Origin of the sequence: Nocardia sp. NPDC050406 (genome assembly GCF_044459025.1) — a bacterium.
Taxonomy (GTDB): Bacteria; Actinomycetota; Actinomycetes; order Mycobacteriales; family Mycobacteriaceae; genus Nocardia.
In genome coordinates this window covers 2175734-2188308 of sequence record NZ_JBITIM010000001.1, presented here as the reverse complement: position 1 = coordinate 2188308, position 12575 = coordinate 2175734, and the positions used below count along the sequence as shown (strand labels likewise).

The 12575-nt window shown below is 67.9% G+C and carries 12 protein-coding genes; 5 read left to right on the top strand and 7 right to left on the bottom strand.

Annotated elements, in window-relative coordinates:
• Positions 1–31 precede the first annotated feature (31 nt).
• Positions 32–271 (bottom strand): hypothetical protein, encoded by a 240-nt coding sequence (locus ACIBH2_RS10405; protein WP_397115557.1) that lies wholly within the window; start codon positions 269–271, stop codon positions 32–34.
• Positions 272–531: 260 nt separating this feature from the next.
• Here ACIBH2_RS10405 and ACIBH2_RS10400 point away from each other — a divergent pair, with 260 nt between their 5' ends.
• Positions 532–1413 carry a helix-turn-helix domain-containing protein gene (locus ACIBH2_RS10400; protein WP_397115555.1) on the top strand — a complete coding sequence of 294 codons (882 nt, stop codon included), beginning with the start codon at positions 532–534 and terminating at the stop codon, positions 1411–1413.
• Positions 1410–1610, top strand: coding sequence for a DUF397 domain-containing protein (locus ACIBH2_RS10395; protein ID WP_397115553.1), 201 nt, complete (start codon positions 1410–1412; stop codon positions 1608–1610). The genes ACIBH2_RS10400 and ACIBH2_RS10395 overlap by 4 nt, the downstream gene beginning before the upstream one ends.
• A gap of 3 nt (positions 1611–1613) precedes the next feature.
• Here the strand turns inward: ACIBH2_RS10395 and ACIBH2_RS10390 are convergent, their stop codons facing one another.
• From ACIBH2_RS10390 to ACIBH2_RS10365, 6 genes are all read right to left on the bottom strand, one after another.
• Positions 1614–2645 (bottom strand): ATP-dependent 6-phosphofructokinase, encoded by a 1032-nt coding sequence (locus tag ACIBH2_RS10390; RefSeq protein WP_397115551.1) that lies wholly within the window; start codon positions 2643–2645, stop codon positions 1614–1616.
• A gap of 117 nt (positions 2646–2762) precedes the next feature.
• Positions 2763–3689 carry a hypothetical protein gene (locus tag ACIBH2_RS10385; RefSeq protein ID WP_397115549.1) on the bottom strand — a complete coding sequence of 309 codons (927 nt, stop codon included), beginning with the start codon at positions 3687–3689 and terminating at the stop codon, positions 2763–2765.
• A gap of 158 nt (positions 3690–3847) precedes the next feature.
• Positions 3848–4795 carry a hypothetical protein gene (locus ACIBH2_RS10380; protein WP_397115547.1) on the bottom strand — a complete coding sequence of 316 codons (948 nt, stop codon included), beginning with the start codon at positions 4793–4795 and terminating at the stop codon, positions 3848–3850.
• Positions 4785–6620: a protein kinase gene (locus tag ACIBH2_RS10375; RefSeq protein ID WP_397115545.1), complete on the bottom strand. Its 1836-nt coding sequence runs from the start codon at positions 6618–6620 to the stop codon at positions 4785–4787. Before ACIBH2_RS10375 ends, ACIBH2_RS10380 begins: the two co-directional genes overlap by 11 nt.
• Before the next feature lie 57 nt (positions 6621–6677).
• Positions 6678–7358, bottom strand: coding sequence for a response regulator (locus ACIBH2_RS10370; RefSeq protein ID WP_397115543.1), 681 nt, complete (start codon positions 7356–7358; stop codon positions 6678–6680).
• Positions 7355–8716 carry a sensor histidine kinase gene (locus ACIBH2_RS10365; RefSeq protein ID WP_397115541.1) on the bottom strand — a complete coding sequence of 454 codons (1362 nt, stop codon included), beginning with the start codon at positions 8714–8716 and terminating at the stop codon, positions 7355–7357. The genes ACIBH2_RS10370 and ACIBH2_RS10365 overlap by 4 nt, the downstream gene beginning before the upstream one ends.
• A gap of 193 nt (positions 8717–8909) precedes the next feature.
• Between ACIBH2_RS10365 and ACIBH2_RS10360 the strand changes: the two genes are divergently transcribed.
• From ACIBH2_RS10360 to ACIBH2_RS10350, 3 genes are read left to right on the top strand one after another with little or no spacing between them, the layout of a single operon-like run.
• Complete coding sequence (locus ACIBH2_RS10360; protein WP_397115539.1) at positions 8910–9242, top strand: hypothetical protein; 333 nt, start codon at positions 8910–8912, stop codon at positions 9240–9242.
• Positions 9243–9268: 26 nt separating this feature from the next.
• A complete protein-coding gene (locus ACIBH2_RS10355) occupies positions 9269–10039 on the top strand; it encodes an ABC transporter ATP-binding protein (RefSeq protein ID WP_397115537.1) in 771 nt (256 codons plus the stop codon).
• Complete coding sequence (locus ACIBH2_RS10350; RefSeq protein ID WP_397115535.1) at positions 10036–12531, top strand: FtsX-like permease family protein; 2496 nt, start codon at positions 10036–10038, stop codon at positions 12529–12531. The genes ACIBH2_RS10355 and ACIBH2_RS10350 overlap by 4 nt, the downstream gene beginning before the upstream one ends.
• The last annotated feature ends 44 nt before the right edge of the window (positions 12532–12575 follow it).

Genomic DNA, 12575 nt, shown 5'->3' with positions numbered 1-12575 from the left:
GGGCATTCGCGTCCGTCGGGTGCGCTTCCCCTCAGGGGTTCGCGCGGTCTCCCAACACCATTTGTCCGGTGTCCACCAGGATTTGGCGGGCTCGGCGGCGAACTCTGCAGTCGTCGACGGTGCAGCACATGTGGATCTGCATGGCTTGGTGGGCTTGGTCGAGGGTGAGGTCGCCTGGATCGACGGTGCAATCGAAGATGAACATCATGGTTTCCGCCGGGTCAGCGTCGGTGCGGTTGCGGCTGGGTGGTGCGGTGTTCGTTCGGCACACCGTGCAAGCGTATCGAGATTGCATGGGGTTCGACGGCGGTATGGGTGACGGGGGTGCGCCCGGCTCGGGGACGAGTCGTTCCAGAGTCGTCAGGGCTCCGGCTCTCACCGGGCGCGAGTCAAGCACAGCATTCGACGTTCGAGATTGTCGAGCGAAGTCCGGACAAGCCGGAAACTTTCGCAAACCTCCAGGTCAGCATTCATTCCGCATGGGAGCATCGTTCACAGTGACCGAAAACAGCCGTCGTGGGGGAGGATTCGATGTCCGAGCACGGTTCCACACTGCCGCGTCGCCAACTGGGGCGCTACCTGCGCGAGGGCCGCATGGAATCCAATATGACCATTGCCGAGGCCGCCGCCCTCATGGAGTGGAGCGAATCGAAACTGCAGCGCCTGGAAACCGGTAACGCGGAGAAGATTCGCGTGCTCGACGTCCGAGAACTGTGCCGTATCTACGATTTCGACGAGGAATTCACCGCGGCGCTGGTGGGTTTGGCGCAGCAGGCGAATGTCAAGTCCTGGTGGCACGAATACGACAGCCTGGTTCCCGAGGGCTTCAATATGTATGTGGGCCTGGAATCCTCGGCCCGCACGCTCATTTCCTATCAGCCCGATCTGGTCCCCGGTCTCATGCAGACCGCCGACTACGCCCGCGTTCTCATCGAAGATTACTGGCCGGATGCTCCGGCCGAGCAGATCGACCGCCGCGTGCAGTTGCGCATGCGCCGACAACATCTGCTCACCCGCAAACGCGCCCCCGCGACCCTCGATGTGGTGCTGCACGAAACGGCATTGCGCCGGGTCGTGGGCAGTGCCCGCACCATGGCGGCCCAGTTGCGCCGCGTGGCGGATATGAGCACGCTGCCGACGATAGCCGTTCGTGTACTACCCTTCTCCGCAGGCGTGCCGTCGGGACATACCGTCGGTCCGTTCGTCATTCTGGAATTCGGCCGGGACGGCAGAAACAAGCCGGTCGATCCCACCGTGGTGTACCTGGAGAATTTCCTCGGCGACCTGTACCTGGAAAAACAGGCCGCGGTCGACCGATATCACCAGGCGTACCACGATCTCCGGCGCGCGGCGCTGGACGAGAACAGCAGTAGAGACCTCTTGCGGAGAACAGCGAAGGAGTACGCGACGTGAACGTCGAATCGTCCGGCGCTCGATGGTTCAAGAGCGCCTACAGCACCGGCGCGAAGGAATGCGTCGAGATCGCGTTCCTCGACGGCGGAGTCGGCGTGCGCGACAGCAAGAATCCCACCGGCCCGGCCCTGGTGTTCGCCGCGACCGAGTGGGATGTCTTCGCCGCGGCCGTGGCCTCCGGACGATTCGACGGGTGAGTCTCAGCCGAAGAAGGCCGCGGCCTCGTTGTACCGTTCCGCCGGAACCAGTTTCAGCTGCTTGGTGGCCTCCGAGAGCGGCACCAGATCGATCTCGGTTCCGCGCAGCGCCACCATCTGTCCGAATTTCCCGGAGTGCACGGCCTCGGCGGCATTGACCCCGAAGCGGGTGGCCAGCACCCGGTCGTACGCGGTCGGCGTGCCACCGCGCTGAATGTGCCCGAGCACCGTGGTGCGCACCTCCTTGCCGATGCGGCGTTCGATCTCCGCGCCGAGCTGCTGCGCCACCCCGGTGAACCGCACATGCCCGAATTCGTCGATGCCGCCGTCGCGCAGGCTCATGGAATCCGGCTCGGGCTGCGCGCCCTCGGCGACCACGCAGATGAAATGCTTGTCCCCACGCTGGAATCGGCGCTTGATCATATTGCACACTTCGTCGACATCGAAGGGCACTTCGGGGATGAGCGTGAGGTGCGCGCCGCCCGCGATTCCGGCATTCAGCGCGATCCACCCCGCATGCCGCCCCATGACCTCCACCAGCATGACCCGCTGATGCGATTCGGCGGTGGTGTGCAGCCGGTCGATGGCCTCGGTGGCCACCGCCAGCGCGGTGTCGTGGCCGAAGGTGACGTCGGTGCAGTCGATATCGTTGTCGATGGTCTTGGGCACGCCCACCACGGGCACGCCCTCGTCGGAGAGCCAGCTGGCGGCGGTCAGGGTGCCTTCGCCGCCGATGGGAATGAGCGCCTCGATGCCATTGTCGTCGAGGGTGCGTTTGATCTGACCGAGCCCGGCGCGCAGCACATCCGGATTGGTGCGCGCGGTGCCGAGCATGGTGCCGCCCTTGGCGAGCAGCCGGTCGGTGCGGTCGTCATTGAAGATCTGGATCTTGCGATCCTCGAGTAGCCCGCGCCAGCCATCCTGGAAGCCGACGATCGAGTCGCCCCAGCGTCCGTTCGCGGTGCGAACGACAGCTCGGATGACCGCGTTCAAGCCTGGGCAGTCCCCGCCTCCGGTCAAAACTCCGATACGCATGCCGCCTATCTTGCCCCGCCGACGCGAGTCTGTGGGCCGCACCCCCGTGAACCGTGGGTTACGGACGGACGGCAGCCGGTGACACGCGCGAGTGAATCGCGTCACCGGCGCGCGGTGTCAGCGCGAGGTCGGGCAGCTCCCGCCGCTCAGCTCGGACAGATGTTTCTCGACGAGCGCCGCCAGCTTGTTCAGGATGACCGTGCCGTCGTCGAAGGAGCCCGAGTTGGGCTGGGCGGCAAGGGCGATGGCGATCTCGCCGCCCTCCACCGGCAGCAGTCCGAATTGCCGAACCAGGTAGTTGCCGCTGGTGTCGGGGCCCCAGCCGCCCTTGAACTGGGCATTGTCCAGCGTCCCCAACCCCCAGCGCTGGCCATAGCTGATCTTGCTCATGAGTGAGATGACCGATTCCGATTGCGGCAGGCACGGCAGCTGCGCACCGAAATGCACCTGATCGGCCAGCGACCACTCCGCCTGTCCGAAGGCCGAATACTCCGCCCGGCTGCGAGTGGCGGGCACCTTGGTGGTGCTGTCGCCGCCCTCGCGCAGCACATCCTGCACCGCCTGCGCCGCCACGTCCGCGGTGCCCAGCGACTGCCAGAGGGTATCGGCCGAGGCATTGTCGGAGGCGGTGATGGCCGTGGAGGCCGCACCCGAATAGCCCGAATTATTGCGCAGCGCGGCCAGAGTCAGCGGCACCTTCATGGTCGACCACGCCGCCCCGGTGGTCCAATCCCCGAGGGCGACCATGCGCTCCCCGCCGACCGGCATGACCGCCAAGCCGACCTTCCCGGCCAGCGAGTCCTGCAATTCGTTGAAATCCCAGGCCAGTGTGCCGGGGACGGCGACGACCATACTCGTGGTCGGGCCCGCGGCCTTCGTGGTGGCGTGCGTCTCCGGAAACAGTTCGGGCTCACTGCCACAGGCGCTCAGCGCGCACAACACGGCGAGCGCACCCGCGCCGCGTGCGAATCGTCGACGCGCCGATTGCCTTGTGGGCGCGCCGATTCCGGCTCGGCCCCGGTTGTCCGTCCCTACGACGTCCACCCCGTTCACCTCCATGTCCCGGGCGCGGTGGGCGAGGGTTCGATGCTCACCCGCCGACACCCGTCGATCGCATGGATTCTGGTGTGTCACCGCGTCACGGTCAAATGCGATGGGGTCGATCGCGTTTCAACGGCCGTTGACGTGGGTATAGCCGAAAATCAGTGCGCGCACACCCCGCCGTGCAGATTCGGTATGTGATCGGCGAGCAGCAACGCCATGCGATCCATGATCTCGGTGGCATCGTCGAAACTGCCCGAATCCGGTTCGGCCGCCAGCGCTACCGCGATCGGACCCGATACCGTGGGGATCAAACCGAATTGGCGCACGGTGTAGAAGCCGGTCTCGTCGTCGGGACCCCAGCCGCCCTTGAACTCCGCGCCCAGCAGTCGACCCAAACCCCAACTCTGACTGGCGGTGATCTCACTCATGAGCGTGATCACCGAATCGGCGCTGGACAGACACGGCAACCGCGAGGCGAAGCGCACCTGATCGGCCAGCGACCAGCTGGTGGCCCCGAAGGCCAGCAGCTCGTCCGAGCCCACCGCCGCCAGCCTGCTGTTGCGGTCGGCGATATCGGTGGTGGTGTCCCCGGCCTCGCGCAGCACCGCCTCGACGGCGAGCGCGGCCTCGTTGGAGGTGCCCAGCGAATCCCAGAGCTCTTGTGCCGCACCATTGTCGGAGAAGGTGATGGCCGCCTCGGCGGCCGAGCTCATCCCCTCCGGATCGTGCCGCAGCGCCGCCAGCGCGAGCGGCACCTTGATGGTGGACCACGCGATACCCGTGCTCCAGTCGCCGAGCGCGGTCAGCTCGCCGCCGCCGACCGGCATGATCGCCATACCCATACGGCCCTCGACGCTCTCCTCGAGGTCGGCGAAATCCGCTGCCAGCGAGATGGTTCGGGGCAGGCCGAACAGCTCCGGCAGATTCGGCGCGGCCATCGACAGCTGCGGCTCGCTGCGCGCGGCCGGGGCGATATCGGCCGACTGCGCCACCGGCACACCGGAAGTGCCGACCTGCGCACCGCACGCCGACGCCGCGACCAGGGCCGCCAGCGTCACACCGCGTGCGAAGACCTTGCGACAGGCCGGAATCGGATCAGTAGACATACACCACCGCATTCTCCCCACCGACACAGGTCACCAATTTCCCTGCGGCAGTGCAACTCATCGTGTAAGACCGGCCGGTAACCGGACTCACCGCGACAACACTAGCGGGAGCACCCGGGGTATTTCCTGTCGCGCTGGCGTAGGCCCGCCGCACCTCCTCGGCGAACGGGCAACTGGTGACCGTGGATCCGATGGCCGAGACGGTGTAGCCGTTGAGCGAGCCGAAGACCGACGGGCACGGGGTCGCGCCCGCGGGCAGCTGCACCACGGTCGGCGGCGCCGAGGTGGTGGTCGTGCGCTCCTGGGTGGTGGCGCTGGAACGTGGTGACCCGCCCGGATTGCCCTGTGCCCCTGTCACGGTCGGTGATTCGTCGCTGCCACCGTCGATGGCTTGCCAGCCGAACGCACCCGCCACCGCGGCCAGCGCGATGGCCAGCACGCCCACCGCGACCGGCAGCGCGATGGAGCGTTTGCGCGGTTCCCGGTAGGTCGGCGGCGGCGTCTCGACGCGCCGATGCGAGGAGGTGGGGTAGGCGGAGGGGTCCGGGGCGGGTGCGTACGGAAAGTCCTGTGCGCCCGAGGAGTACGAATCCGGGTGGCCCCAGGTGGGTGTGCTCGGCTGATTCTCCGGCAGCGGGGTGAAGTAGAAATCGCTGGGCCGCACCACCGTCGGATCGGCGGGCACGATCACCGGCAGATCGCCGGTGGGCGGCTGTTCGCCGCTGGCGGGCGGGAAGCTGCCGGTGGTGTAGGGCGGGAACGCGCCGGTGCTGGGGCCCGCGCCCGGATTGCGTTGCACCACAGTCGGATCGGAGGTACCCACGCGCGGAGCCGCCGTCCCCGCACGACGGGTGGTCGGGTCGGCGGGCGCGTTGCGCGTGGTCGGCTCCGCGGCGGGCGTGATGGCGGGGGTCCCGGTGCTCGGGGGCACGGTGCTGGGCGGCACGGTCCGGGCGGGCGGCAGATGTTCGGTCGGCGGCGCGGCCACCGGACCGCCCATGAGCGCATTGCGCGCGGCGGCGGCGAACTCCCCGGCCGTGTAGTACCGGTCATTCGGGTTCTTGGCCAGCGCCCGCGCGATCACCGCGTCGAAGGCCTGCGGAATGCCGGGGCGCAGTCGCGTGGCCGGGGGTGGCAACTGCGACAGGTGCGCCCGAATCAACTCGCTCATGTTCTGCGCCGGGAAAGGCCGTGTCCCCGTGAGCGATTCGTGCAGAACACAGCCCAAGGAGTAGATATCGGCGCGCCCGGTGACCGGCCCGGCGTCGAAGCGTTCGGGGGCCATATAGGCATACGAGCCGACCGCCGTGCCCGTCATGGTGACGGTGGTGTCGCCCTCCGCGCGCGCGATACCGAAATCCGCGAGATATGCGAAATCCGCATCAGTCACAAGAATATTGGCGGGTTTCACATCGCGATGTACGAGCCCCGAATAGTGCGCGGCATCCAAGGCCGCCGCGATCTGTTCGAGCAAACCGACCGCCCGCGCGGGCGGTAGCGCCCCGTGCGCGTTCAGCAGCGAGCGCAGATCCTGCCCGCGCACCAGGCGCATATCGATGTAGAGCACACCGTCGATCTCGCCCCAGTCGTGGATCGGAATGATGTGCGGCTCGGCCAGTCTCGCCGCCGCCTGCGATTCGCGTCGGAAACGTTCCTGGTAGGAGGGGTCCTCGGCGAGCTCGCTCGGTAGCAGTTTGAGCGCGACCACGCGGTCCTTGCTGGTGTCGTAGGCCTCGTAGACCTCTCCCATGCCGCCTTTGCCCAGCAGCGAGCGCAATTCGTACGGGCCGAATCTGCTTCCGGCCCGCGATGGCACTGCATCCACCCCGTCCAACCTCCAACTCCCGGACCGGTCACGACACGAGTGACCGCAACCTGTCCGTCAAGAATGGGATTGTCCGGGTGCGACTATGCCGTGGTCAAACGCGAAGACGATGGCGGCCGCCCGGTCGCGTAATCCGAGCTTTCCGAAAATGTGTCCCACATGGCTTTTCACGGTCACCTCCGAGATGCCCAGGGCGCGGGCGATCTCGGCATTGAGGTGGCCGCGGCCGATGAGCTCGAGCACCTCGAGTTCGCGGGCGGTGAGTTCGCCGAGCCGATTGCCGCTGGGCGCGGGGGTGGGGCGGACCGACCGGTAGGCACTCAGCACGCGCGGGGTCACCGTCGGATCCAGCCAGGAACCACCCGCGGCCACCGTCCGCACCGCCCGAATCAAATCCTCGGCGGGGGAGTCCTTGAGCAGGAATCCGGCCGCGCCCGCGCGCAGCGCACCGGAGAGCAGATCGTCGTCGTCGAAGGTGGTCAGTACGAGAACCGGTGGGGCATCGTCGCGTTGGCGCAGGGTGCGGGTGGCCTCGATACCGTCGACGCGCTTCATCCGCAGATCCATCAGCACGATGTCCGGGCGCTTCGCGGCCAGCGCCGCGGGCACCTCGTCGCCGTCGGCGCATTCGCTCACCGCGAAACCGTCCCGGCGGCGCAGGATTCGGCGCAGACCGCCGCGCACGAGTTCCTGGTCGTCGACAATGAGGACGTCGACGAGCTGCTCGTCGGGATTCACAGACCCTCCTGGGTTTCCCGGTGCGCACCGGGCTCCGTGCGGCCCTCGTGGAATTTGCGGGTGACGGTCTGCACCACCGACCGCACCGACTCCTCGGCCGCGCTGACATAGCAGTGATAGGGGTTGCCGGGCAGCGGAATTCGCGCCGACACCCGCCACTCGCCGCCGTCGACCCCGGCGGTCAGGCCGCCGCCCAGCAGCGTGGCCCGCTGACGCATCCCCGAAATGCCCATGCCGCGACCGGGGCGCCGCAGGGCCGAGGCGGGCAGCGTATTGGTCACCGACACGAGCACGTCCTTGGCGAGGACGGTGAGTTCCAGGCGCGCGCTCGCGCCGGGCGCGTGCTTGGCGACATTGGAGAGCGACTCCTGGCAGATCCGGTAGATCGCCAGCCCCAATCCGGGTGAGACCGTGGCGGTATCGCCCTCGACGCGGTAGGTCACATCCATTCCGGCGCGCACGAAATCGGTGACCAGACCGCCGATATCGTCCAGACTCGGCTCGGCGGTGCGCGGCGACGGGCGTTGATCGAGCAGGCCCACCGTGCGCCGGATATCGGCCATGGCCTGGCGGCCCAGGCGTTCGGCATCGGTGAGCGCGTCCACCGCCTCGTCCACATCGCGGTCGGTCTGCAGGGCGTGCCTGGCGGCGGTGACGTGCAGCAGCGTGATGCTCAACGAATGCGCGATCACATCGTGCACCTCGCGGGCGATACGGCGGCGCTCCTCGTCGGCGGCCTGGGCGGAGCGCACCTGCTGGTATTCGCGCTCCTGGCGCACGTAGCGGGTCTGGTACTGGAGCATGCGCCCGGTCATCCAGCCGCACACCACGCCGCCGCCGTACTGCAGCGCGCCGTCGAGATGCCCGATCCGGGCGAAGAACACGAGCTCGCCCACCATGGCCACCGCGAGCGGCACGCTCACGTACAGCGGCGTGATGGCGGCGACCTCGCCCGCCGCCAGAATCAGAATCAGCGGCGCGAGATCGTTCTGCACCGGCTGGACCAGGAACAATGCGGTCGCCGTTATGGCGAGGCCGCCGATCAGCCACGGTTTGGGCAGCACGCCGAAGAAGGCGTAGAGCGGGCCGGTGACATAGGTGAGCGCCATCGCCAGCAGTGGCAGCAGATGCGGGAAGTACTCGTGCCGCTGCACCATGGCGATGGTCGCCACCGCGAGCAGCACCACATCGAGCAACATGACCGTGGACGCCGGATAGTCGTAGGGCAGCGCCTCGACATTGCTGCGGAACTGCGAGAGCGGATCGCGCGTGAACCGGCGGACGCGCAGACCGCTGTCGCGAGCGCGCGCCCGCCAGGTCGGCCCGGCGGGCGGAGACGTGGCGTCGGTCACGTTCATCCTGTAAGGCTAATTGTCCGAATGGCGAGTGTGCATCCTTCGGCGAACGGGCTTGTTCTCCTACCCCGGTAGGAGAACGATTCGGGTCCTCGGCACGAAGACAGCTCCGGAGGGGGTCCGTAGCGTTCCTGGTATCGACATCGTTGTCCGGCACCTACGAAGGCAGCCGGGCGCTGACGAAAGGTTGGGGGCCATGTCTTGGGCAGACCTGCACGCTCGCACGGATATCCTGCACGCCGTTCTCGATCGCGCGGCGCGAAATCCCGCCGATCCCACACTGTTCGACGGATTCCCGGAGCTGGACCGACTCTTCGGCGGGCCGGAGGGCGTCCTGCTCGCCCTGCGGTACCGCTGGGACAACCATCTGAGCGTAAAGCTCGATCACGCGCTGGCACAGGGTAAATCGGCGGTCGAGGTGTACCTCGAACTGGCCGCCGAACAGCCCGGGCTGCGCGCGATCCTCGACACCTACGACACCGATCGGCTGTTGGCGCGACCCCGCGCCCGGGCGGCCTACGCGCGCTGAGCGATCACCACGATGAGGGGACAACCATGCTGGAACTGACCGATGTGACCAAGCAGTACACGGTGGGCGAACAGGTGGTGCGCGCACTCGACGGCATCAGCCTGCGCATCGAACCGGGGGAGTTCACCGCCATTGTCGGGCCGTCGGGCTCGGGCAAGAGCACCCTGCTGCATATTCTCGGGGCGCTCGACTCACCCGATTCGGGGTCGATTCGCTTCCAAGGCGATGAGATCGGCGGGCTCGACGACGACCGGCAATCCGAATTCCGCAGGCACCGTGTGGGTTTCGTCTTCCAGTTCTTCAATCTGCTGCCGACGCTCTCGGCCTGGGAGAACGTCGCCATTCCAAAGCTGTTGGACGGCACCGGATTGCGCAAGGCCAAGCCTCGGGCACTGGAGCTGCTGGATCTGGTCGGGCTCGGTGACCGCGCCGAGCATCGCCCCGCGGAGCTGTCGGGCGGGCAGATGCAGCGGGTGGCGGTGGCGCGGGCGCTGATCATGGACCCGCCGCTGATTCTGGCCGACGAGCCCACCGGCAACCTGGATTCCAAGACCGGAGCCTCGATCCTCGAACTGCTCGGCGACATCACCCGGCAGGGAAATTCCGTGGTCATGGTGACCCACGACATGGGCGCGGTGCGCTACTGCGACCGGCTGATCACGCTGCGGGACGGAAAGATCGGCTCGAACGAGCGCGTCGAGCACACCGACGACGGTGAGATTCGCACCGTGCCGGTGGAGCTGACCACCTCGGTCTCCGACGAGCTCCCCGCGACAGCCGAGGTGGTGCGACCATGATGCGGGCGGGCTGGGATCGCCTGCGGCTGTTCAATATCGGCGAACTGTTCGCCCATCGCGCGCGCACCGCCATGGCGATGATCGTCATGGGAGTGTCGGCGGGGCTGCTGGTTTCGGTGTTCAGCATCTCCGGATCCATCACCGGGTCGGTGGACAAACTGACCAAGAGCCTGGGCGGCGGCGCGGTGCTCGAGGTCAGCGGTATCACCGATGCCGGTTTCGATCAGCGACTGCTGCAACAGGTTCGGGGTGTACCTGGGGTGCAGACAGCGGTGCCGATGCTGCGGCAGGGCATTGGAGCCGATGACGCGCGCGCCCTGCTGGTCGGAGCGGATGCCAGTATCTCCGCGCTGGGCAGTGATCTCGACGGCGCGCTGCGCGATCAGGCGAGCAAACTGCTGACGGTGCCCAATGGCGTGCTCGTCGGCGGCGCCATGGGGTATCAGGAGGGGGAGAAGTTCCAGATCGGGGCGGCCACGGTGACGGTTGCCGGGGTGATCGACGATCCGGCGGCGGCCTCGCTCAACAGCGGCCACTTGGTGGTGTCGCTGCTGCCGGTGGCGCAGAAGATCGCCGACCGGGCCGGGCGACTGGACTCCATCCAGATCATCGCCGCGCCGAATACCGATGTGGGAGAGCTGCGTTCGGCGCTCACCACGGCGGTGGACGGTCAGGCCGTGGTGGCCGATCCGAGTCTGCGGTCCGCGCAGGCGGGCGGCAGCGTGCAGTTGGTGCGCTACTCCACGCTGGCCTCCTCGTCGTCGGCGCTGATCGTCTCCTCGTTCCTCATCTACAACGCCATGAGTATGGCTGTGGCACAACGCCGTCCACAGCTGTCGCTGCTGCGGGCCATCGGCGGACGGCGAGCGCCGATGGTGCGCGACCTCATCGCCGAGGCGGCGCTGCTGGGTCTGTTCGGGGGGTTGATCGGCGCGTTCCTCGGAACGTTCATGGGCCGCACCGCGATCGACCGGCTACCCGTCGCCATGATCAATGCCGTGGAGGCGCGCACCGAGTACATGGTGCCGGGGTACGCCATACCGGTCGCCGTGCTCGCCTGTGTGCTGGCCAGTACGCTCGCTGCCGCCATCGCCGCGCGGCAGGTGTACAAGGTCGCGCCGATCGAGGCGCTCGCGCCGGTGGGCGCGAGCAGCTCCGACGCCACCGGTCCGGTGCTGCGCTGGGTCGCCGTGGTCGGCGGTCTCGGTCTGATCGGCGCGGGGATCGCCATCGCCAATGCCGATATCGGCCGCCTGTCCATGGGGGCGATCTCCACCTCCATCGCCGGATCGGTGCTGTTGTGCTTCGCCGCGACCGGACCCATCGTGCGCGGAGTCGCCTCGGTGGCAAGGCTTTTCGGCGCGCCGGGCGCGCTGGGCGCGACCACGATCGAACGTGCGCCGCGGCGGGTGTGGGCCACCGCCATGACCGTCATGATCGGCGTGACCGCCGTGGTGGCCATGGGCAACGCCTCCCGCAATATGGTCGACGCGGCCAGCGCCAGTTTCGAGAGCCTGGCCGCCAACGACGTGATGATCAGCCCCACCGCCATGGAGCAGTTCCCGACCGGGCCCATGCTCCCGCAGGACCTGAAGGACAAGGTCCGGGCGGTGCCGGGTGTGGCGCGGGTGGGGTCGGCGCAGATGGCCTTCGCGACGCTGGGCGGCGGCCGAGTCATGTTGCAGGCCTACGACGAAGGGGCCGGGCGCGGCGACACCATCGACGCACTGAGCCCAGAAGTGTTCCGGCGCATGGCGCTCGGCGAGGGCGTGGTGCTGTCCCGCGATGTGGCACGGTCGCTCGAGGTGAGCACCGGTTCGCGGCTCGATCTGCCCACTCCCACCGGGGTGCGGGAAGTCGAAGTGCTGGAGGTGATTCCGTACTTCTCGGCGATCTCCGGCGTGGTCCTGCTGAATCTCGACATCCTGCGCCAGTGGTTCCAGCGTCCCGGTGAGACCATCCTCGCGGTCAACTTCGCGCCGGGCGTGAACGCCGAGCAGGTGCGCGCCGATATCCGCGCCGTCGTGCCGCCCGAGATCCACGTCGACACCGGCCGGGCCTCCGTCGACGCCATCTCCGGCAGCGTGAAACAGGGCACCGCGCTGAGCTCGGCCATCCTCTGGATCGTGGTGCTGGTCTCCACCGTCGCCCTGCTCAATACCCTTATGCTCTCGGTCCTGGAGCGCCGCCGCGAACTCGGGGTGCTGCGCGCCATGGGCACCAGTCGCCGCTTCCTGCTGCGCACCGTCCTCGCCGAGGCCGCCGGAATCGGATTGGTCGGCGCGGCATTGGGGCTCGCCGTCGGCGCGGCCGTCCACTACCTCGCCACCATCGCGCTGGGCAACGCGCTGTCCATGACCATCGCCTACCAGGCCAGCCCGATCCTGGTGCTCTACGCGATCATCGCCCTGATCCTGGCGCTGCTCGGCTCCATCCCACCCGCCGTGCGCGCCTCGCGCCTACCCATCGTGGAGGCGCTCGCGGTCGACTGAACCGGCGGTATCGGGTGCGGACTTCCACGGTGGGGTGGGAGTCC

Excerpts from the sequence above, each read along its gene's own strand:
- ACIBH2_RS10365 (WP_397115541.1), bottom strand. The coding sequence starts at position 8,716 with ATGAACGTGACCGACGCCACGTCTCCGCCCGCCGGGCCGACCTGGCGG.
- ACIBH2_RS10400 (WP_397115555.1), top strand. The coding sequence starts at position 532 with ATGTCCGAGCACGGTTCCACACTGCCGCGTCGCCAACTGGGGCGCTAC.
- ACIBH2_RS10380 (WP_397115547.1), bottom strand. The coding sequence starts at position 4,795 with ATGTCTACTGATCCGATTCCGGCCTGTCGCAAGGTCTTCGCACGCGGT.
- ACIBH2_RS10355 (WP_397115537.1), top strand. The coding sequence starts at position 9,269 with ATGCTGGAACTGACCGATGTGACCAAGCAGTACACGGTGGGCGAACAG.
- ACIBH2_RS10390 (WP_397115551.1), bottom strand. The coding sequence starts at position 2,645 with ATGCGTATCGGAGTTTTGACCGGAGGCGGGGACTGCCCAGGCTTGAAC.
- ACIBH2_RS10360 (WP_397115539.1), top strand. The coding sequence starts at position 8,910 with ATGTCTTGGGCAGACCTGCACGCTCGCACGGATATCCTGCACGCCGTT.
- ACIBH2_RS10350 (WP_397115535.1), top strand. The coding sequence starts at position 10,036 with ATGATGCGGGCGGGCTGGGATCGCCTGCGGCTGTTCAATATCGGCGAA.